Origin of the sequence: Embleya sp. NPDC059237, assembly GCF_042754105.1 — a bacterium.
Classification (GTDB): domain Bacteria; phylum Actinomycetota; class Actinomycetes; order Streptomycetales; family Streptomycetaceae; genus Embleya.
In genome coordinates this window covers 1-19,745 of sequence record NZ_JBHZAE010000008.1, presented here as the reverse complement: position 1 = coordinate 19,745, position 19,745 = coordinate 1, and the positions used below count along the sequence as shown (strand labels likewise).

General features: G+C 72.8%; 20 protein-coding genes. 11 read left to right on the top strand and 9 right to left on the bottom strand.

Features of this window, described 5'->3' with window-relative positions:
- The first annotated feature begins 146 nt into the window (after nt 1-146).
- Complete coding sequence (locus ACFXKZ_RS24860) at nt 147-1,400, top strand: exonuclease SbcCD subunit D (protein ID WP_380003186.1); 1,254 nt, start codon at nt 147-149, stop codon at nt 1,398-1,400.
- A complete protein-coding gene (locus tag ACFXKZ_RS24855) occupies nt 1,397-4,894 on the top strand; it encodes an AAA family ATPase (protein WP_380003185.1) in 3,498 nt (1,165 codons plus the stop codon). Before ACFXKZ_RS24860 ends, ACFXKZ_RS24855 begins: the two co-directional genes overlap by 4 nt.
- 50 nt (nt 4,895-4,944) lie before the next feature.
- Here ACFXKZ_RS24855 and ACFXKZ_RS24850 read toward each other — a convergent pair whose 3' ends face one another.
- The gene (locus tag ACFXKZ_RS24850) at nt 4,945-5,382 is read right to left on the bottom strand and encodes an ATP-binding protein (protein ID WP_380003184.1); all 438 of its coding nucleotides are present in this window, start codon (nt 5,380-5,382) and stop codon (nt 4,945-4,947) included.
- Nucleotides 5,383-5,567: 185 nt separating this feature from the next.
- Between ACFXKZ_RS24850 and ACFXKZ_RS24845 the strand changes: the two genes are divergently transcribed.
- Nucleotides 5,568-5,870 (top strand): DUF397 domain-containing protein, encoded by a 303-nt coding sequence (locus ACFXKZ_RS24845; protein WP_380003182.1) that lies wholly within the window; start codon nt 5,568-5,570, stop codon nt 5,868-5,870.
- A 12-nt stretch (nt 5,871-5,882) separates the two neighbouring features.
- Here ACFXKZ_RS24845 and ACFXKZ_RS24840 read toward each other — a convergent pair whose 3' ends face one another.
- The 4 genes from ACFXKZ_RS24840 to ACFXKZ_RS24825 all read right to left on the bottom strand — a co-directional run bounded on the left by ACFXKZ_RS24840 (nt 5,883) and on the right by ACFXKZ_RS24825 (nt 8,154).
- Nucleotides 5,883-6,455, bottom strand: a complete 573-nt coding sequence (locus ACFXKZ_RS24840; RefSeq protein WP_380003180.1) for a Dabb family protein — start codon at nt 6,453-6,455, stop codon at nt 5,883-5,885.
- Nucleotides 6,452-6,754 carry an NIPSNAP family protein gene (locus ACFXKZ_RS24835; RefSeq protein ID WP_380003178.1) on the bottom strand — a complete coding sequence of 101 codons (303 nt, stop codon included), beginning with the start codon at nt 6,752-6,754 and terminating at the stop codon, nt 6,452-6,454. Before ACFXKZ_RS24835 ends, ACFXKZ_RS24840 begins: the two co-directional genes overlap by 4 nt.
- Nucleotides 6,755-6,801: 47 nt before the next feature.
- Complete coding sequence (locus ACFXKZ_RS24830; RefSeq protein WP_380003176.1) at nt 6,802-7,710, bottom strand: TIGR03619 family F420-dependent LLM class oxidoreductase; 909 nt, start codon at nt 7,708-7,710, stop codon at nt 6,802-6,804.
- Between the two features lie 195 nt (nt 7,711-7,905).
- Complete coding sequence (locus ACFXKZ_RS24825; protein ID WP_380003175.1) at nt 7,906-8,154, bottom strand: hypothetical protein; 249 nt, start codon at nt 8,152-8,154, stop codon at nt 7,906-7,908.
- Between the two features lie 168 nt (nt 8,155-8,322).
- On the opposite strand from ACFXKZ_RS24825, the gene ACFXKZ_RS24820 reads away from it, so the two are divergent.
- The 8 genes from ACFXKZ_RS24820 to ACFXKZ_RS24785 all read left to right on the top strand — a co-directional run bounded on the left by ACFXKZ_RS24820 (nt 8,323) and on the right by ACFXKZ_RS24785 (nt 16,265).
- Nucleotides 8,323-9,489: a glycosyltransferase gene (locus ACFXKZ_RS24820; RefSeq protein WP_380003527.1), complete on the top strand. Its 1,167-nt coding sequence runs from the start codon at nt 8,323-8,325 to the stop codon at nt 9,487-9,489.
- Nucleotides 9,490-9,576: 87 nt separating this feature from the next.
- Complete coding sequence (locus ACFXKZ_RS24815) at nt 9,577-10,254, top strand: GntR family transcriptional regulator (RefSeq protein ID WP_380003526.1); 678 nt, start codon at nt 9,577-9,579, stop codon at nt 10,252-10,254.
- A 140-nt stretch (nt 10,255-10,394) separates the two neighbouring features.
- On the top strand, nt 10,395-11,519 hold the full coding sequence (locus tag ACFXKZ_RS24810) for a TIGR03364 family FAD-dependent oxidoreductase (RefSeq protein ID WP_380003173.1): 1,125 nt from the start codon (nt 10,395-10,397) through the stop codon (nt 11,517-11,519).
- Between the two features lie 55 nt (nt 11,520-11,574).
- Nucleotides 11,575-12,252 (top strand): phosphonatase-like hydrolase, encoded by a 678-nt coding sequence (locus ACFXKZ_RS24805; RefSeq protein ID WP_380003172.1) that lies wholly within the window; start codon nt 11,575-11,577, stop codon nt 12,250-12,252.
- A 27-nt stretch (nt 12,253-12,279) separates the two neighbouring features.
- On the top strand, nt 12,280-13,368 hold the full coding sequence (locus tag ACFXKZ_RS24800) for a 2-aminoethylphosphonate ABC transporter substrate-binding protein (RefSeq protein ID WP_380003171.1): 1,089 nt from the start codon (nt 12,280-12,282) through the stop codon (nt 13,366-13,368).
- 50 nt (nt 13,369-13,418) lie between these two features.
- Nucleotides 13,419-14,564: an ABC transporter ATP-binding protein gene (locus ACFXKZ_RS24795; RefSeq protein ID WP_380003170.1), complete on the top strand. Its 1,146-nt coding sequence runs from the start codon at nt 13,419-13,421 to the stop codon at nt 14,562-14,564.
- A complete protein-coding gene (locus tag ACFXKZ_RS24790) occupies nt 14,561-15,475 on the top strand; it encodes a 2-aminoethylphosphonate ABC transporter permease subunit (RefSeq protein ID WP_380003169.1) in 915 nt (304 codons plus the stop codon). The genes ACFXKZ_RS24795 and ACFXKZ_RS24790 overlap by 4 nt, the downstream gene beginning before the upstream one ends.
- On the top strand, nt 15,456-16,265 hold the full coding sequence (locus tag ACFXKZ_RS24785) for an ABC transporter permease (protein WP_380003168.1): 810 nt from the start codon (nt 15,456-15,458) through the stop codon (nt 16,263-16,265). The genes ACFXKZ_RS24790 and ACFXKZ_RS24785 overlap by 20 nt, the downstream gene beginning before the upstream one ends.
- A gap of 22 nt (nt 16,266-16,287) precedes the next feature.
- On the opposite strand, the gene ACFXKZ_RS24780 is transcribed toward ACFXKZ_RS24785, so the two are convergent.
- The 4 genes from ACFXKZ_RS24780 to ACFXKZ_RS24765 all read right to left on the bottom strand — a co-directional run bounded on the left by ACFXKZ_RS24780 (nt 16,288) and on the right by ACFXKZ_RS24765 (nt 19,202).
- Nucleotides 16,288-17,157, bottom strand: coding sequence for a spermidine synthase (locus ACFXKZ_RS24780; RefSeq protein ID WP_380003167.1), 870 nt, complete (start codon nt 17,155-17,157; stop codon nt 16,288-16,290).
- A 53-nt stretch (nt 17,158-17,210) separates the two neighbouring features.
- Nucleotides 17,211-18,260, bottom strand: coding sequence for a 5'/3'-nucleotidase SurE (locus tag ACFXKZ_RS24775; RefSeq protein WP_380003165.1), 1,050 nt, complete (start codon nt 18,258-18,260; stop codon nt 17,211-17,213).
- Between the two features lie 130 nt (nt 18,261-18,390).
- Nucleotides 18,391-18,843 carry a hypothetical protein gene (locus ACFXKZ_RS24770; protein ID WP_126640126.1) on the bottom strand — a complete coding sequence of 151 codons (453 nt, stop codon included), beginning with the start codon at nt 18,841-18,843 and terminating at the stop codon, nt 18,391-18,393.
- 101 nt (nt 18,844-18,944) lie between these two features.
- Complete coding sequence (locus ACFXKZ_RS24765) at nt 18,945-19,202, bottom strand: hypothetical protein (RefSeq protein ID WP_380003164.1); 258 nt, start codon at nt 19,200-19,202, stop codon at nt 18,945-18,947.
- Between the last annotated feature and the right edge of the window lie 543 nt (nt 19,203-19,745).

Below are 19,745 nucleotides of genomic sequence, written 5' to 3'. Positions count from 1 at the left end.
GGCCGCCGCGCGACCAGGTAGGTGCCTGGCCGATCGGGGGTGGGGCCAGCCCCACCCTGCGCCGGGTCCCGCCGAAACCGCCACCGTGTCGGTGCCGTGTGCCTATCCTGGCTGCCCGTGATCGCCGACCGGAGGCGCCCCGCTTCATGAAGCTGTTGCACGCCGCCGACCTGCACATCGACAGCCCGCTCCGCGGCCTCTCCGGCTACGAGGGCGCGCCCGCGGCACAGATCCGCGGCGCGGCGCGGCGGGCCGTGGTCAACCTCGTCGACCTGGCGCTCGCCGAGGCGGTCGACGCGGTGCTGCTCGCCGGCGACATCTACGACGGCGACTGGAAGGACTACCACACGGGGTTGTTCTTCGGCGTGCAGATGCGCCGCCTGGAGGAGGCGGGCATCCGCGTCCTGCTGGTCGCGGGCAACCACGACGCCGACAGCCGGATCACCCGGGAGTTGCGGCTGCCGGCCAACGTGCACCGCTTCTCCACCGCGCGCCCCGAGACGGTCGCCTTCGAGGACTTGGGCCTGGCCGTACACGGTCAGGGCTTCGCGGTCCGGGACGTGACCGACAACCTCGCGCTCGCCTATCCCGCGCCGCGCGGGGGGATGTTCAACGTCGGCCTGCTGCACACCGCGCTGACCGGCGCCGAGGGGCACGCCACCTACGCGCCGTGCAGCGTCGGCGACCTCGTCTCGCGCGGCTACGACTACTGGGCGCTCGGCCACGTGCACGCGCGCGAGGTGGTGCACGAGCGCGAGCCGTGGATCGTCTTCCCGGGCAACATCCAGGGCCGGCACGCGCGCGAGACCGGGCCCAAGGGCGCGACGCTGATCACCGTCGACGACCACGGCCGGGCCGCCGTCGAGCACCGCGACCTGGATGTGGTGCGCTGGGCCCGCCTCGACGTCGACGCCTCGACCGCCGGCGGTGTCGACGACGTACTCGACCTGGTTCGGCGCGCCGTGGCCGAACAGCGCGGCGCGGCCGGCGACCGCCTCCTCGCCGGCCGGGTGCGGATCACCGGCGCCACCGACGCGCACGAGGCGCTGTGGCGCGACGAGCGCCGATTCGTGTTCGAGACCCGGGCGCTGGCCGCCGAGTTCTCCGGGGTGTGGCTGGAGAAGATTCGCCTGGAGACCCGACACGCGGACCTGGCCGACGCCGGGTTCGAGGTGCCGACGTTGGTGGAGGACCTGGCCCGGACGGCCAGGGCGCTGCGCGCCGACCCGACCGCGCTGGAGCAACTGGTCCGGACCGTGCCCGGGATGCGCACGCTCGACCCGAAGGTCGCCGAGGAGGGCATAGCCCCCGCCGACGCGGCCTGGCGCGCCGACATCTTCGATCAGGCCGTGGAGTTGCTCACGGCGCTGGTCACCGGGACCGACGGGGAGCACGCGTGAGGATCGACCGGCTCGACCTGATCGCGTTCGGCTGCTTCACCGACCGCCACATCGAACTCGGCGCCCCGGGCGTGCACGTGATCAGCGGCCCGAACGAGGCCGGCAAGTCCACCGTGCGGCACGCCCTGGACCAACTGCTCTACGGGATGGACCGACAGACCTCGTACGACTTCGTCCACGCGATGCGCGACCTCAAGCTCGGCGCGTTGGTGCGCGACGAGCACGGGCGGGTGCTCGACGTGGTGCGGCACAAGCGCGACCGGGATCCGCTCACCCGCGCCGACGGTTCGGTCCTGGCCGAGGCCGAGCTGACCCGGATGCTGGCGGGCGTGGGCCGCGACGACTTCCGCCAGGTGTTCGCGCTCGACCACGCCGGGCTGCGCGCGGGCGGGGCCGAACTGCTGCGCGGCGAGGGCGACGTGGGCCGGGCCCTGTTCGAATCGCGCTCCTCGGCCCGGCTCGGCGAGGTGCTGACCCGCCTCGAGGAACGTGCCGCGCAGTTGTACAAGATCCGCGGCAAGAACCAGCGGATCAACGCGGGCCTGGTCGAACTCGGCCGGCTGCGCAAGCGGGTGCAGGACGACGGCCTGGCCCCCGCGGTCTTCGGCGAGGCGGTCAAGGAGAGCCGGCGCGCCGAGGAGGAGCGCGACCGGCTGGGCCGCGACCGCAGCGACGCGCGGGTCCGGTTCGAACGCCTCGACCGGGTCCGCCAGGCGCTGCCGGTGCTGGCCAAGCGGGCCGAACTGGACGCCGCGCTGGCCGAGACGAGTGCGGGCGGGCCGCCGGTGGGCCCCGACGTGGCGGCAGCGCTGGCCGCGCTCGACGCGCGGGCCGCAGAGGCGGCGGCGGAACTGGCCCAGATCGAGCGGGAGTCGGCCCGGGCCCGGGCCGAGTGGGCCGAACCGGGGGCGGACCGCGACCTGTTGGCGGCCGGCGACGCCGTGGACGCGCTGCACGCCGACGTCGCGGCGATCCGCGACGCGGTCGAACAGGCCGACTACGCCGACGCCGAGGCCACCGAGGCCCGGGGCGTGGCCGCCGAACTGCTGGCCCGGGTGCGCCCGGACCGCGCCCTCGACGACCCGACCGCCTACGAGCTGCCCGCGGGCGTGGCCGCGCGGGTCACCGCGCTGCGCGACGACCTGACGGTGTGCGAGGCCCGACTCGCCGGCGCCGTCGAGCAGGTCGCGCACCGCCGGGCCCGGCTCGACGCGGCGCGCGCGGCCTGTGCGGCGATCCCCGAGCCCGCCGACCCGGCCGTGCTGCGCGCGCTGTTGCGGTCGGTGCCGGGCGATCCGGTCGAGGACGTTGCGCGCGACGAGCGTCGGCTGGCCGAACTCGACCACGAGGCCGCCGATCTGCGGGGCCGACACGGCCTCGCCGACCTGGACGTGCGCGCCGACGAGCACCCGGCGCGGCTGCGGCTGCCGGGGCGGGAGTGGGTCGCCGACCGGCTGGGCCGGCTGCTGCGGGTCCGGGCCGAGCTGGAGGAGACGGCGGCGGCCGAGCGGGCGCTGCTGAGCGAGCACGACCGGCGCCTTCGTGAACTGGCCGAGTCGTCCCTGGCCGACCCGCCGCCCACCCCCGACGACTGGACGGCGGCCCGGGCCGAGCGCGACCGGCTGTGGACGCTGATCTGTGCGAGCCCGCCGCTGACCGACGACCGGATCGACGCCTACGAGCGGGCGGTGGCCGCGGCCGACGAGATCGCCGGACACATCGGGCGACGGGCCGAGGAGGCGGTGCGGCGCGGCCGCTTGGAGGCCGACCTCGCCCACGACGAGCGCACGCTGGCCCGGCTGGCCGAGCAACGGGCGGCGGCGACCGAACGGGCGGCCGAGCTCGACGCGGACTGGGCCCGCGCGTGGGCGCGCAGCGGCCTGCCCGCGCCCGACCCGCACGACGCCGTCGCCGTCCTGGACGCGATCGCCGAACTGGCCCGGGTCGAGGTCGAGGCGCGGGGTGTGCGCGACCGGCTGGCCGCCGGCCGGGCCCGGGTCGCCACGCTGGTGGCCGATTTCCGCACCGCGCTGGCCGAGTCCGGCGCGCCCACCGGGACGAGCACGCTGCCCGCGTTGATCGCGCAGGCCGACGCGCGCCGCGACGCGCTGGTCGACGCGGTGCGCGAGCGGGAGGCGGCGGTCGCGGCGGTACGCGAAGCCGAGGCCGAACTTGCCGAGGCGGTCGCCGAGTCGGAGCGGGCCGAGGGCGAACGGGCGGCCTGGGAGCGGCGGCGGCACGAACTGGCGAGCGAGCTGGACCTGCCCGAGGGCGGCCCGGACACGATCGCCGCCGCGGTGGCCACGCTGGCCGAGGTGGCGGCGGCGGTCGGGCGAACCGACGAGGCGGACCGACGGCGCGTGCGCGCGGCCGACCGGGTGGCCGGATTCGGCGCCCGCGCGGCCGAGGCGTTCCTCGCGTGCGGGCGCCCGGCGCCGAGCGAGCCCGCCGGTCGACCCCCCTTCGCTGCGGTCTTGGACCTGCATCGCGAGCTGACCGCGGCGCGCGGCGTGGAGGCGGCCCGCACCGGCCTCGCCCAGCGCATCGCGGACCTGGACCGGGCGTTGCGCGCCGGCCGCGACGCCGTGGCCCGGATCGAGGCCGAACTCGCCGCGCTGGTCGCCGCGTCCGGTGCCGCCGACCTCGGCGACCTGCGCGCCGCGGTGGAGCGTTCGGCCCGGGTGCGCGAGCTCGAAGCCGCGCTGGCCGAGCACCGCGCGCTGCTGTCGCCCGAGGTCGAACAGGAGGCCGCGCGCTACGCCCCCGACGAACTCGACGTGGAGATCGAGGACGCCGCACGCCGCGTCGAGGAGGCCGACGCCGCCTACGCGCAAGCCGGCGAGACGCTGGGCCGACGCCGACAACGCATGCTCGACCTGGAGCGCGAGTCGGTGGCCGCGGCACAGGCGCAGGAGGAGGTGGCCGGCACGGTCGCCGCGATCGCCGAGGACACCGAGGAGTTCGTCCGGCTGCGGCTGGCCCGCGAGGTGCTGCTGCGGTGCATGGAGGACTACCGCAAGGAGAACCAGGCCCCGGTCCTGGCCCGGGCGGAGGAGGTCTTCACCGCGCTCACCGGGGGCCGCTTCGACCGGCTCGTGGTGGAGACCGAGGGGCGCAAGGGCGCGCCGGTGTTGCGCGCGCGGCGCGCGGGCGCCGGGTCGGGGGCCGGTGTGCTCGGGGTGGACGAGATGAGCGAGGGCACCCGCGATCAGCTCTACCTGGCGCTGCGGCTGGCCTCGCTCGACGCCTACGCCGACGCCGGGCGGGCGATGCCGATCGTGCTCGACGACGTGGCGATGACCTTCGACGACGGCCGCACCCGGGCGATGCTCGCGGTGCTGGACGCGATGGCCGACCGGTTCCAGGTGGTGGTCTTCACCCACCACCCGCACCTGGGCCGGCTCGCCGTGGACACGCTCAAACCGGGCCGGGCGCACGTGCACGAACTGCCGGTCCACGTACCGCCGTCCCGGGCGGGCGTACCGGGGGAGTGACCCGGGCGACCGGGGCCGGCGTGCGGGCCGGCGCGGGGACCGGCGGCGGGTCAGGCGGTCATCGCGAGCCGGAAGCGCACACACTTGCCGCCGGGCTCGGGCACCGATTCCCAGCCGTCGGACAACGATTCGACCAGTATCAGGCCGCGGCCCGTGGTGTCGTCGTCGGCAGCCTCGATCACCTGGGGCGCACGGGCGTCCGTGTCGTGTACCTCGATCCACACGCAGGCGGCGCCGTCGGGCGCGCGATCTCGGCGGACCACGACGCTGAACGGGCGTCCGAGACCCGCGTGACGCACGGCGTTGGTCGCCAGTTCGGAGGCGAGAAGTACGGCGGTGTCGGACAAGGAATCGAGATCCCATACCTGCAGCGCCACGCGGACATGCTCCCGCACGGCGGACACGCACGCGGGCATCGCCGGCAGCGTGATGGTCGGGCTGACCTCGTCCGCTTCGTCCGCCACTTCCGGATCGGCCAGGGTGGTCATGCAGCTACCTCCTGTTGCGTGGGCTGCGTTTGCCCCCGCAAGCGGCCCCGCCCCGTCCCGTCGCTTTAAGTGATCTTGTAAGCGCGTAAAGTGAGGGTGCTCGGTAGGATGCTCCACGAAACCCGGCGGTGCAACTCTCGCCGCCACTTCGGTGTCCGCGTGTACACGGTTCACCCGATCGGGCGATGTCCCTGACCCTCACATGGAGGTCGGCTCCCACCTGGGGGAGGGGTTCGTGTCGCCCGGCGGCGGGACCTCGACAAGTCAGGGGTGACGGGCCGATGGCGACCTGGTCGCAGGAAACCTACGCACCGACGTGGCGACGGAGCTCCTACAGCAGCGTGCAGGGAAACTGCGTCGAAGTGGTGAACCGGCGGCCCAGTGAGGTCGCGGTGCGCGATTCCAAGCAACGGGCCTGCGCGGTCCTGCGGTTCACCGATCGTGAGTGGACCCACCTGTTGGTTGCCCTTGTCTCGCACCGGATTTGATGGCCAGTCAGATCACTCTCCGGGCAGATCGTCGGTAAGCACCGGGGATTGGCTCCAGCGGAAGACGTGAGCCAGTACGGGTTCCACGATCGCCCCGGGTATCTCGCCGTCGAACCAGCGATCCACATGCGCCCAGTGATACGGGTTCAGCAGATATTCGCCGGTCAACCCCTCGATCGTGGCGAACTCCTGTTCCCACGCGTGGGTCCACGCGGTGTCGCCCCCGACCGGGTCCACCCGGGACAACGCCCAGGAGCGGATGGTCCCGATGTGCTCCGGCATCGCGATCAGATCCGATTCGAACTCCGCGAGCACGTCGGCGGGAGTGCCCGCGCGCACGGTCAGCAGCAGGGTGCGCTTGATTCGCGGACCGGTCAGCGGCACGAACCCGGCGCGCACCGGGCGCAGGGCGATCGCGTCGGCGGACGCGGGCAGTTCGGGCCGCGCGTCGGCGCGCAGATCCCACGACCAGCCGAGCCCGCCGACGCTGCCGGGCAGATCCGGCCCCGCCGACAGACCCTCGGCCGCGAGTACCGAAGACCCGGGAGCGGGCGGCCCGTCCGCGCGGACCACCCACCGCCTCACGCGGACACCCCCGAGCCGCCCTCGGCCGGTTGCAGCGCCCGCCGCTGCCGCTCCAGCGCGTAACCGTCGGTAGCCGCCCAGAACGCCGCCACCTCCGGATCGGCCGCCGCGGCCCCGCGCATCGCGTAGAACGCGCGGATCCCCGGCAGGATCCACAGGATGTGCACGGTGGTCGCGTCCCGACCCGCGGGCGAGCGCCAGACCCGCTCCAGGCGCATCCCGCGCCGTTGCGCGCCCGGCAGATAACGATCATGGAACTGGCCCAGCCACCAGGCGACCTGATCGTTCGTCAGGGTCACGTGGTCGAGGATGCTCACGGTCTGTGGGACGGGCGTCGCGGGGGTGTTCACAGCTTGTCCGCGACGGTCTCGCGGTAGTGCGCGATCCGCTCGCGCAACACCCGCAGCCCCCGCGGCCCGGCCAGTTTGGCCGGGTTGGGGGCGAACACCAGGCGGCTCGCGCCCGCGTCGGTGAACCGGCGCACCCAGTTCGGGTCGTACTGGAGGTCGCGATCGCACGAGCCGGGCCACGCGGTGATCTCCACCGCGTCCGGGGCCCGACCGGCCGCGGCCATGCTCGCGCGCAGCACCTCTGCGCGCGCCTCGAACTCGTCGGGGGCGATCGTGTACGGGAACCAGCCGTCGCCGATCCGGCCCGCCCGGCGCACCGCCGGCTCGCTGTTGCCGCCGAGCACCACCGGTACCGCGCCGCGTTCGGGGCGCGGCAGACAGTGCACCCGCTCGAACGTGGTGAACCTGCCGCGGAACGTGGCGGGCGCGTCGGCCCACAGCGCGCGCATCGCGCCCACACACTCCTCGAGCCGGGCGCCGCGCTCGGAGTACGCCGCGCCGACCGCGGCGTACTCCTCCTTCTGCCAGCCGATGCCCAGGCCGAGCAACAACCGGCCGTCCGAGTGCCGGTCGATGGTGGCGGCCCGCTTGGCCAACACCACCGGGCTGTGCAGCGGCGCGACCACCATCGCGGTGCCGAAGCGCAGGGTGCGCGAGGCGCCCGCGAGGAAGGCGATGGTCTCCAGCGGGTCGGGCATCGGCACCACACCCGCCGCGCTGGGGGTGCGGCCGGAATCCGAATACGGGTACAGGGGCTCGTAGTCCTCGGCGACCACGACGTGTTCGACGGTCCACACGGACTCCACGCCGCACTCCTCCAGCGTGCCGGCGAAGTCGCGCAGGAAGCCGCCGGAGGTGATCAGACCGTCCGCGAAGGGCGCCATCACGCCCAGCTTGATCGTCATTCTGACGCCCTTTCAGATCCCGTGTCCGCACCCTGCCCCGGTGGGCGTGCGAGCGCAAGACCCGACCGACGGTGTCGTTGGACACGCGGCCGAGGGGTCGTTCGGGCGGTACGCGCGGCCCGCCGCATGCCGCGCGCGCCCGCCGTCGGGGTGCGGGCGCACGCGGTGGCCGCGAGCGGGCCGGGCGGGAGCGACCTACGAAAGCTCGACCAGCTCGTCGTGGCGGTACAGCGGGCGCAGGCCGTCCGCGAAACGCACCGAATACCACTGATACGGGGACAGCGGTGGCCGGTGTGCGTCCGCGAACACCTCGCAGACCTCGCCGATGTGCCCGGTGCTCAGGCCCACCTGCACCCGTACCCGGGTGCCGACCTCGAATCCCTGCCAACGGGTCGCCCCGCCCCCGAGAACCTGCTCCCGATCTTTCGTCGTCGCGTCGCCCATGACGGGCACCGCCCTTCTGCCGATGGGTAGTTCCTCGACTGTCGAGACAATTCCCCTACCCGATATCGGCCCCGGCGCTCGCCCGCTTGACCGGAGGACTCCGTTCGCGCGCGGACTTCACCCGGAAGGAGCGCCCGGGTGGCGCGACGGAGCCGGCAGGCTTCCGATGTGGACGTCTTGTTGTGGATCACCGCCGTTTCCGGTCTCGCCTGGGTCTATCTGACCCTGTTTCACGGCTGGTTCTGGCGCACCGACGTGCGCCTGGCACGGCCCGCCGCGCCACCCTCGGACAGCGCCTCGGTGGCGGTGATCGTGCCCGCGCGCGACGAGGCCGCGGTGCTCGGGGAGAGCCTGCCCACGCTGCTCGCGCAGGACTTCCCCGGCCGGGCGCGGGTGGTGCTGGTAGACGACGGCAGTACCGACGCGACCGCCGAGGTGGCCCGCTGGTTGGGGGCCGATGCCCGGGTGTCGCTGACCGTGACCTCGCCCGGGGAGCCGCCCTCGGGCTGGACCGGCAAGCTGTGGGCGCTGCGGCACGGCGTGGAGTCGGTCGGCGAGGTGGACTGGATCCTGTTCACCGACGCGGACATCGCGCACGCGCCCGATTCGCTGGCCCGGCTGGTCGGCGAGGCCGAGCGGGACCGGCTCGACCTGCTGTCGGTGATGGCCCGGCTGCGTACGCACACCCGGTGGGAGAAGTTGATCGTGCCGGCCTTCGTGTACTTCTTCGGCAAGCTCTTCCCGTTCCGCCGGGTGAACCGGCCGACATCCCGCGTGGCGGCAGCCGCCGGCGGATGCGTGCTGGTGCGGCGCACCTCGCTGGAGCGGGCCGGCGGGGTGGCGGCGATCCGGGACGCGGTGATCGACGACGTGTCCCTCGGCGCGGCGCTCAAGCGCTCCGGCGGCCGGATCCGGCTGGTGCTCGCGGACGGCCCGGCGCGGCACGTGGACAGCGTGCGGCCCTATCCGGGGCTGGCCGACCTGTGGAACATGGTCGCGCGCAGCGCGTTCGCCCAGCTCCGGCACTCGTGGCTGCTGCTCGCCGGCACCGTGGTGGGACTGGCGCTGGTCTATCTGGCCGCGCCGGTCGCGCTGGTCGCCGGGCTCGTCGGCGGCGATGTGCCGCTTGCGCTGCTCGGGCTCGCGGTATGGGCGCTGATGACCGCGACCTATGTGCCGATGGTGCACTATTACGGACGGCCTGCGGCGGAGGCGGTGTTGTTGCCGGCGGCGGCCACGCTCTACCTGGGGATGACCGTGCACTCGGCGGTGCGGCACGCGCGTGGGCGCGGTGCGGCGTGGAAGGGTCGAACGTACCCGGCGCCGGCCGAATAGGCTCCCTTCGTGCCCAGACCGGACTCCACAGCCCGTCCCTATCGCGACGGCGTTCCCGAACACGGCCGCGTGCCCAAGTCGCACACGGTGAAGATGCGCCTGCTCCAACTCATGGACGAGTTGGGCGAGGACGCCCTGCTGCCCTCCGAACGCGAACTCGCCGCCGACTACGGCGTCGCCCGCTCCACGCTGCGCGCGGCGATCGGCGAGTTGGTGATGGAGGGCCGACTGCGCTCGGCGCGCGGGCGCGGCACCTACGTCGCGCCGCCGAAGCTGATGCAGCCGGTGAGCATGGGCAGCTACACCGAGGCGGTGCGCGCGATGGGGCTGACCCCCAGCCGACGTGTGGTCACCCTCGAACACCACGTCGCCAAGCCCGACCTGGCCGAACGGCTGCGGATCCGGGCCGGCGACCTGACCGTGCACGTGGAGCGGGTGCTGCTCGCCGACGACGAGCCGATCGGCCTGGAGAGCACCTACCTGCCGCTGGACCGGTTCCCCACGATCCTGGACGTGCTGCGCCCGGAGGGGTCGTTGTACAAGTGCCTGCAGGACGACCTCGGGGTGGTCTTCGCGGAGATGCACGAGACGGTGGAGACCGTCCTGGCCGCGCCGCGCGAGGCGCTGCTCCTGGAGACCAACCCGGCGCTGCCGATGTTGCTGGTCATGCGCACCTCCTACGACCCACAGGGGGTGCCCATCGAGCGGGTGCGGGCGCTGTTTCGTGGTGATCGGATGGGATTCGCGACGCGTATGCGGGCCTGACCGACCGACTTTGATAACGACGAGGTAACAGGTTCGGACCTTAACGGACTGTTCACCCGGACGACATACCGCCTCCGTGTGCTCGGCATCGGCCACTCCCAAGCTGGTCGCATTCGCCCCCGAGAACACGGAGGAAGCCGGTGCGAGTCATTGTCGTCGGAGGTGGCGTGCTGGGCACCATGCACGCCTGGCAGGCCATCGAGCGAGGCCACGAGGTCGTGCACATCGAGCGCGAGCGCGAGGCGCGCGGTGCATCGGTGCGCAACTTCGGCCTGGTGTGGATCGGTGGCCGCGCCGGCGGCGACGAACTGGACACCGCGCTGCGGGCCCGCGAGATGTGGGAGCGCATCGGCGCCGACGTGCCCGGCATCGGCTTTCGCCCGGGCGGCTCGCTCACCGTGTGCCGCGGCGCCGAGGAGGTCGCGGTCGCCGAGGCGGCGCTCGCCCTGCCGGACGCCGCCGAACGCGGGCTGAAGCTGCTCACCCCGGAGGAGGCGCGCGGCCACAACCCGGCCCTGCGCGGCTCCTTCGACGCCGCGCTGTGGTGCGAGCGCGACGGCGCGGTCGAGTCCCGCGTCGCGCTGCCCGCGCTGCGCGGCCGGATGGCCGGCTCCGGCCGGTACACCTGGCTGCCCGGACGTGAGGTGCGCGACCTGCTGCCCGCCGGCACCGGGGTGCGCGACGACCACGGGCAGACGCACGAGGGCGACCTGGTGGTGCTGTGCACCGGCGCGTGGCTGAGCGGCCTGGTCCGCGAGCTGGCCCCCGCACTGCCGGTGCGCCGGGTGCGCCTGCAGATGATGCAGACCGACCCGCTCGACGAGGCGCTGACCACCTCGGTCGCCGACGGCGACAGCTTCCGCTACTACCCGGCCTACGCCGGCACCGCGCTCGAGGCGCTGCGCGCCGCCCGCCCGCAGGCGCCGGTGCCCACCGAGCACCGCATGCAGCTGCTGATGGTCCAGCGCCTCGACGGCGGGCTGACCATCGGCGACACGCACGAGTACGACGAGCCGTTCACCTTCGACGTCGACTCCGCGCCCTACACGCACCTGGTCGAGGTGGCCGAGGCCCTGCTCGGCCGACCGCTGCCGGCCGTGCGCCGCCGCTGGGCCGGGGTGTACGCGCAGACCGTCGACACCACCCGCGTCGTGCACCGCGAACAGGTCGCCCCCGGCACCTGGCTGGTGACCGGCCCCGGCGGGCGCGGGATGACCTGCTCGCCCGCGATCGCGGAACGCACCGCCGACACCGTCGGCCTGTGACCCGGCCGCCCCTTCCCGCCCCACCCGTCGTCCAAAGCCCCCCGGAGCACCACTCATGACGAACTATCAGCTCGCCGTCCTGGACATGGCCGGCACCACCGTCGCGGACGACGGCCTCGTGGTCGAGGCGTTCACCCGGGCGATCGGCGCGGTCGGCGTCGAGCCCGGCACGGCCGACTTCGAGCGCAAGCTCGGCTACGTCCACGACACCATGGGCGAAAGCAAGATCACCGTCTTCCGGGCCCTGCTCGACGGCGACGAGGAGCGCGCCCAAGCGGCCAACCTCGCGTTCGAGGGCGCCTACGCCGACCTGGTCGCCGAGGGCCGCTGCGCGCCGATCGAGGGCGCCGAGGACACCATCCGCGCGCTGCGCGCGGCCGGCGTCAAGGTCGCGCTGACCACCGGCTTCGGCCGCCCCACCCAGGATGCGATCCTGGCCGCGCTCGGCTGGGCCGACCTCGCCGACCTCACCCTGTGCCCGGCCGAGGCCGGGCGCGGGCGGCCCTACCCCGACATGGTGCTCACCGCGGTGCTGCGCCTGGGCGTGGACGACCTGCGCGCGGTCGCCGTGGTCGGCGACACCGCGTTCGACGTACTCACCGGACTGCGCTCCGGTGCCTCCATCGCCGCCGGTGTGCTCACCGGCGCGCACGACCGCGCCGTGCTCGAAGCGGCCGGCGCCACCCACGTACTCGGCTCCATCCGCGATCTTCCCGCCCTGCTCCAGGGCTGATTCGACGTCTCGAAAGGGCGATTCCCCATGCGACGCATCCTCGGCCTCACCGCCGCCGCCACCGTGGTCGTGCTCGGCGCGAGCGCCTGCGGCGGGACCGGCGGGAGCGGCTCGGACGACACCAAGCCGGCCGCCAACGCCGCCCCCGGCGGCGCGCCCGCCAAGGGCTCCGGCAGCGTCACCGTCTACTCGGTGGACGGCCTCGCCGACTGGTACACCAAGCGTTTCGCGGACTTCGAGAAGAAGACCGGGGTCAAGGTCAACCTGGTCGAGTCCGGCTCCGGCGAGGTGGTCACGCGCATGGAGAAGGAGAAGGGCAACCCGCAGGCCGACGTGGCGATCACGCTGCCGCCGTTCATCCAGCGCGCCGCCCAGGCCAACCTGCTCACCGCCTACACCCCGGCCGGCTCCGACAAGGTGCCCGCCACCGGCAAGGACGCCCAGGGCCGGTTCACCGCCGTGGTGAACAACTACGCCTCCTGGATCTACAACCCGGACACCGCCAAGCCCGCGCCGACCAAGTGGGCCGAGCTGACCGACGGCCGGTTCAAGTCCAAGCTCCAGTACTCCACGCCCGGCCAGGCCGGCGACGGCACCGCCGTACTGATCCAGCTCCAGCACCTGTACGGCAAGCAGGGCGCGCTCGACTACCTCAAGCGGCTCGAATCCAACAACGTCGGCCCGTCCTCGTCCACCGGCAAGCTCCAGCCCAAGGTCGGCAAGGGCGAACTCAGCGTGGCCAACGGCGACTTGCAGATGAACCTGGCGTCGATCCACAACGACAAGTCCAACTTCAAGGTCTGGTTCCCGGCCGACGACGCGGGCAAGCCCTCGACGTTCGCGCTGCCCTACTTCATGGGCCTGTCCTCGGGCGCCCCGCACGCCGACAACGGCCGCAAGCTGATGGACTACCTGCTCTCCACCGAGGCGCAGACCTCGGTCTCCGCCGACGCGCTCGGCCTGCCGGTCCGCGAGGACGTCAAGCCGACCGACGCGAACGCCGCCGAGATCACCAAGGCCCTGGAGGGCGTGGAGATCTGGGCTCCGGAGTGGGACACCGTCCTCAAGGACCTGGACGCCGACCTGGCCGCCTACAACAAGGCCGTCGGTCGCTGAACCGCCGGCGCACACGTCCGAAATCAACCGCGGACAGGGAGGGAACCCGCATGACCGCACCAGCCATCGAGCGCACCGCGTCCGCCGTCGCGAGTGCCGCGCCGACCGAATCGGCGATCGGCATCCAGGATCTGACGGTCCGTTATGGATCCGTCACGGCCCTGGAGGGGCTGACCCTGGAGGTCGCCCGAGGCGAGACGGTGGCCCTGCTCGGGCCCTCGGGCTCGGGCAAGTCCACCGCGCTCAAGGCGGTCGCGGGTTTCCTCCGGCCCGCCTCGGGCCGGATCACCCTGGCCGGCCGCGACGTCACGTACGAGCCGCCGAACAAGCGCGGCATCGGCGTCGTGGTGCAGAACTACGCGCTGTTCCCGCACATGCGGGTCGCCGACAACGTGGCGTTCGGGCTCAGGGCCCGCCGGGTCTCGCGCGCCGAGGTGGGCCGCCGGGTCACCGAGGCGCTGGACATGGTGGGGATGGCCGGCTACGCCCGGCGCTATCCCCGCGAGTTGTCCGGCGGGCAGCAGCAGCGGGTGGCGATCGCGCGGGCGTTGGCCATCCGGCCGCCCGTGCTGCTGCTCGACGAGCCGCTGTCCGCGCTCGACGCCACGCTGCGCGCCGATCTGCTCGGCGAACTGCAGCGACTGCGCGGGGAGTTGCCCGACGTGGCGATCATGTACGTGACGCACGATCAGACCGAGGCGCTGGCGCTCGCCGACCGGATCGCGGTGATGCGGGACGCGCTCCTGGTCGACCTCGACGCGACGGACCGGCTCTACCGCCGGCCGCCGAGCGAGTTCACCGCGTCCTTCCTGGGCGCGGCCAACCTGCTCGACGCGCGGGTGCTGGCGGATTGCACGGCCGGGGACGACGCGGTGCGGGTGGCGGTGGGCGGGCTGACCGTCGCGGCCGATCCGACCGGGGCGTTCGTCGAGGGCGCTCGGGCGCTGCTCGTGGCCCGCCCGCACACTCTGGGGGTGACCGAGGCCGACCGGGCGGACACGCTGCCCGCGCGACTGGTCGCGACCCAGTGGCGCGGCGCCGACTACCGGCTGACCTGCGTGTTGGAAGGCGACGCCGAGCGGGAGATCCGGATCGACGTCACCGACCTGGCCGCGGTGCCCGCGCTCGGCGAGCGGTTGGGCGTCGCGCTGCCCGCCGAGCCGTGCGTCCTGGTCCCGGCGGGAGCGGGCGGATGACCGCGACGCTGACCGAGCCGCCGATCGCGACGAAGCCGGCCCCGGCCCCGGTCCGCGAGCGGCGGGCCCGCGGCGGCGCGACCCGCGCGTTGTGGGTGCTCCCGCCGCTCGTGCTCGCCGCCGGGTTCTTCCTCTATCCGCTCGCGCTCGTGGTCAAGCAGTCCTTCGTCGACAAGAACGAGAACGTCGGCCTCGACGTGTGGCGCGACGTACTGAACTCGCCCTCGTTCGGCGACGCGCTGTGGAACACGGTCGAGATCGCCGTGTTGTCCACGCTCGGCTGCCTGGTGGTGGGCTTTTTCCTGGCCCTGGTGTTGTCCTTCGTGCCCTTCCCCGGCTCGCGCGCGGTGAGCAGGATCGTGGACACCGTGCTGGCCTTCCCGTCCTTCCTGATCGCGCTCGCCTTCACCTTCCTGTACGGCACGGCGGGCGTGGTCAACGCGGCGGCGGACAAGCTCGGCCTGGGCGAGCCGCTGGTCGGCTTCCTGTACTCGCCGTGGTGCGTGGTGCTGGCCGAGATCACCTTCTACACCCCGTTCGTGATGCGTCCGCTGCTCGCGGCCTTCGCGCTGGTGCCCCGGGAACGCCTCGACGTGGCGGCCTCGCTCGGCGCGGGTCCGCTGCGGGTGATCCGGCAGGTGCTGCTGCCCGAGGCCTGGCCCGCGCTCGCGGCCGGCGGCAGCCTGACCCTGCTGCTCACCCTCAACGAGTTCGGGATCGTGCTGTTCATCGGCGCCAAGGACGTCACCACGCTGCCGATGCTGGTGCACGCCAAGGGCGCGGTCACCTTCGACTACCCGGGCGCGTGTGTGGTCGCGGTGGTCGAGGTCGCGCTGTCGCTGACCCTCTACACCGTGTACCGATTCGTCTTCTCCCGGACAGGAGCCGGCCGTGCTGGTCTGGTCGCGTAGCGGACGCGCCCTCGTCTGGGCGCTGTTCGCACTCGTCTTCGCCCCCCTCGTGCTCGCCCCGCTGGCGATCCTGGGCATCGCCGCCTTCGCCGGCGACTGGAACAGCGTGCTGCCGGCGTCCTGGACGAGCGAGAACATCCGCGAGGCCACCGCGGGCACCAACTACGACAGCCTCGTGGTGAGCATCGAGACCGCGCTCGGCGCGTCGCTGATCGCGATCGTGGTCGGCACGTGGGCGGCGATCGCCGCGCGCGGTGCGCCGCGCCTCGTACGCCGGCTCACCGACGCGGTGTTCCACCTGCCGGTCGCGGTGCCCTCGGTGGTGGTCGGCCTCGGCATGCTGGTGGCCTTCAGCGACGGTCCGATCCTGCTCAACGGCACGAAGTGGATCGTCATCGCGGCGCACGCGGTGCTCGTGGTGACCTTCGCCTACTCGACGGTGTCGGCGGGCCTGGATCGCACCGACGCGGCCTTCGCCGAGGTCGCCGCCTCGCTCGGGGCGAGCCCGGCCCGGGTGCTGCTGCGGGTGCGACTGCCGATGTTGCTGCCCTCGATCACCGCGGCGGCCAGCCTGGCGATCGCCCTGTCCATGGGCGAGGTGGGCGCGACGATCATGGTCTACCCGGCCGAGTGGCGCACCCTGCCGGTGTCGATCTTCACCCTCACCGACCGGGGCAAGGTGCTCCTCGGCTCCGCGGTCACCGTCGTGCTGCTGGTCGCGACCCTGGTCGTGCTCATGGTCGTCGGCCTGCTGAAGGGCCGGGTGGAGGAGCGCCGGCGGCGACGGTAGCGGGTCGGGGCCGGCCCACCGCTCAGTTCTTGCCGAACGTACGCGCGGGCGGGGCCGGCGACGCGACCGCCGTGGTGTCGTGGACCACGGCGGCGCCGCCGGTGAAGTCGGCCAGCGCGGGACCGTGCTCGACCCGGCCGGGGAACGGATCGGCGGCGGTACGCCGGGCCAACTCGGCGATCGGCAGGTCGCCGTGCGAGGCGACCAGCACGACATTGCCGAACCGCCGCCCGCGCAACACCGCCGGATCGGCGACGAGCAACAGGTTCGGGAAGACCGACCGGATCGTGGCCACCTGCGTGCGAACGAAGGAAAGCGGCCCGCCGTCGGCCAGATTCACCGCGTACACCCCGCCGGGGGCCAACGTCCGGGCCACCTCGCCGACGAACTCGGCCGAGGTCAGATGCGCGGGCACCCGCGAGTCGGCGAACACGTCCACCACGGCCAGGTCGAACGCGGCGTCCGGTGCCCGGGCGGCCACCTCGCGGGCGTCACCGGTGCGCACCCGGATCTGCCAGGCGCGATCCCACGGCAACGCGCGCCGAACGAACTCGACGAGTTCCCCGTCCAACTCCACCACCTGCTGCCGCGAACGCGGCCGGGTGGCGGCCACGTAGCGGGGCAGGGTCAGCCCGCCGCCGCCGAGGTGGAGGGCCCGCAGCGGCTTGCCGGCGTCCGCGATCAGGTCGACCAGGTGGCCGAGCCGGCGCACGTACTCGAACTCCAACCAGGTCGGGTCGTCCAGATCCACGTGCGACTGCGGCGAACCGTGCAGCCGCAGCGTCCAGGCCCCGGCCCGATCCGGATCGGGTTCGAGCTCGACACTGCCGGACGCCACCTCGGCCCGGACCGGCTCGGGGGCGCGACCGCGTCGCCGCTGCTTGTCTGCCATCGGTCCAGTATCGAGCCGCCGTGTGCCCCACCCCCGCGGCAGGTCGGCCGGCGTCAGCGGCCGGTGGTGACGAACCGCTCCAGGCGATCGTCCTCGCCGCCGCGCAGCGTCCGGTCGCCGGTCACGGCGGAGACGGTGATGTTCCCCTTGTTCAGTTCGGTCCAGTCGGCCCGCCGCTTGGTCTCCGGACGGCAGAAGGTGCCGGGCGACGCGCAGTCGCCCTGGCCGATCGCGAACGTGGCGCCGTCGGCCTCGGCCGTGTAGCGGATCGCGACCACGGTCTCGGTGCCGATCTCGGTCCAGACCGGTCGGCCGATCCGCTCGCCCGGCACCACGTTCGGGTGGTTGATGTTGACCACGTACCGGTCCGACAGCACGTTGCGGTCCTTCAGCTGTGCCACGTACGAGGGCAGGAAGTCGGCGAACGCCCGGTAGGTGGCCGGGGTCACCTTGAACGTCTCCATGTCGAAGCCGCCGCTGAGCGCGATGGCCGGCTTGCCGTTGTCGTTCGCGGCGATGGCGGCGCCCAGCGTGCCCGAATCGTTGGTGACCGAGGCGACGTTGGGCCCGGAGTTGATGCCGGTGAGCACCAGGTCGGGACCGTCGTGCCAGCCGACCTTGGCGGCGAGGCCGCCGCGCAGGGCCAGTCGTACGGTGTCCACCGGTGTCGCGCTCGGGGTCGTCGGGCCGCACGGGGCGTTGCCCTTGCACACGCCGAAGACGGCTCCCTTGCTCGGTGCCCCGGCACAGTCGCCCTCGAAGCCGGCCGGCAGCGCGGTGCGCCTGGACACGGTGAGCGCGCCGCCGCCGGTGGCCGCGGTACCGAAACCGCTCATGTACTGCCACGGTGCCATCACCACGACGTCGGCCCCGGCGGTACACAGCGCCCGGCGTACCTCGTAGATCCCACGGCCGTCGGCGCCGTCCGGCGTGGCGTTCTGCATCGAGTCGTCGTTGCTCAGCAGGATCCGCATGCCGGCCACGGAGGGGCGGTGGTCACCGTGCTTCGGGGCGGCGTCGGCGCTCCCGGCCAGGGCCAGGAGCAGGGCGCCCGCGCCGAGGGCGGCGGGCAGGGCGGCGATGCGCTTCCGCTGGAGCTTCATGGGTCCTCGACTCGACTTCGTACCGAATGCGGAGGAATCAGTCGGCGAGCGTTCACGACTCGAACACTCGCCACCGATTCGGGTGCGAGTGAACGTAGAAGCTGAACCTAGTGAGTGAAAGGTTTGAGATCTAAACGTTACCGATGAGCTTCAGTCGAGGGCTCTCCGCGGGCGGCAGGGCCTGCCACGAACAGCTCTCCGCGGCGAAGAAGCACTGCGACCGACCGACGACATCGCCTGCGTCGACCGGCTCGTAGGCTCCGGGCCCGTCGACCGGATCGAAGTCCAGATAGAACAGATCGCCGTAGGTCTCGTCGGTGAATCGCGAGAGCACCGGGTCGAAATAGAGCATTCCGGAGAAACCCTTGCCGTGTTCGACCCGATAGTCCCGAAGCCCCGTAAGAGTGAACTCCACGGGAATCCACGGCCAGCCGTGTTCCCGATCCCTGGCATCGACCAGGACGCGGGCGGTGGCGCCGTTCGGACTGAACGGATCCTCGATGTGGACGCGGGTGACACACCCGTTCCCGAAGTCGAACAAGCCCAGGAGGTCGCCCAGGCTGTCCGGGGTGAGCAGCGACATGGGGCCCTCCGGTCGGTGGCGGTGCGATGCGGTCCTTGCACCCATCATCGCGACTGGTGCGCCGCCACCGTACGGAAGTATCGAGCCGATCGTGATCGCGCTCAGACCCGGCGGGCCAGGCGCTCCAGCAGTGCGGCGGCCCCGAGGTACACGAGAACGGCCAGGCCGCAGTTCACCGTGACCCGGACCTTGGGGTTGTCGGGGGTGAAGAAGTCCTTCGCCCAGCGGGTGAGCCAGTCCGACCAGTCGGCGATCGTGTCCACCGCGTCGTTGGCGGGATTGGCCTCGAAGACGAACAGAACGATGTGCAGGACGATGATGACCACGATCACTGTGACCACGGCGCGTATGACGGTCACGATCGGGTTCGCTCGTCGTGCTCGGGAGGTCACCATGCCGGGAGTCTGCTCGCGTTCGAACACCCGAAACGGAGCCCGTCCGCGCCGGTTTGCGGTCGGGACCGGGCACCGGTAAGGTCCTCCAAGTTGCCCGACAGGGAGACCTGAGACAGACACGAGCCTAGGTGCTTGCGCTGGCTGGTCCCGGGGCGGCGAATCCGATCATTCGAACGAAGTGTGCTGCGCCCTGCGCATCACACGCGTAGTTCCGTGCTCGGGTGTCCCCGCAGATTGCCGGAACGCGAATTGCCACCGATTAGACGGTGGGAAATGCGATCCGCTAATGTTCGGGGGTCGCGGAAAGCAGCGGGAAGAACAAATTTCCGAAGCCGAAGCGGTGAGCGAAGCGGGTCGGAAGACCTGCTAGGCTCGAAGGGCCGGAAGCCGAAGGAACGAAAGTCCCGAAGGTGGAAAGCAACAGCAGGAACGGACGAAAAGCGGGTCGGAAGATCTGCTAGAGTCTGAAAGGCGGAAAGCGCGGGAACGCGCCGGACGCCGAAAGCG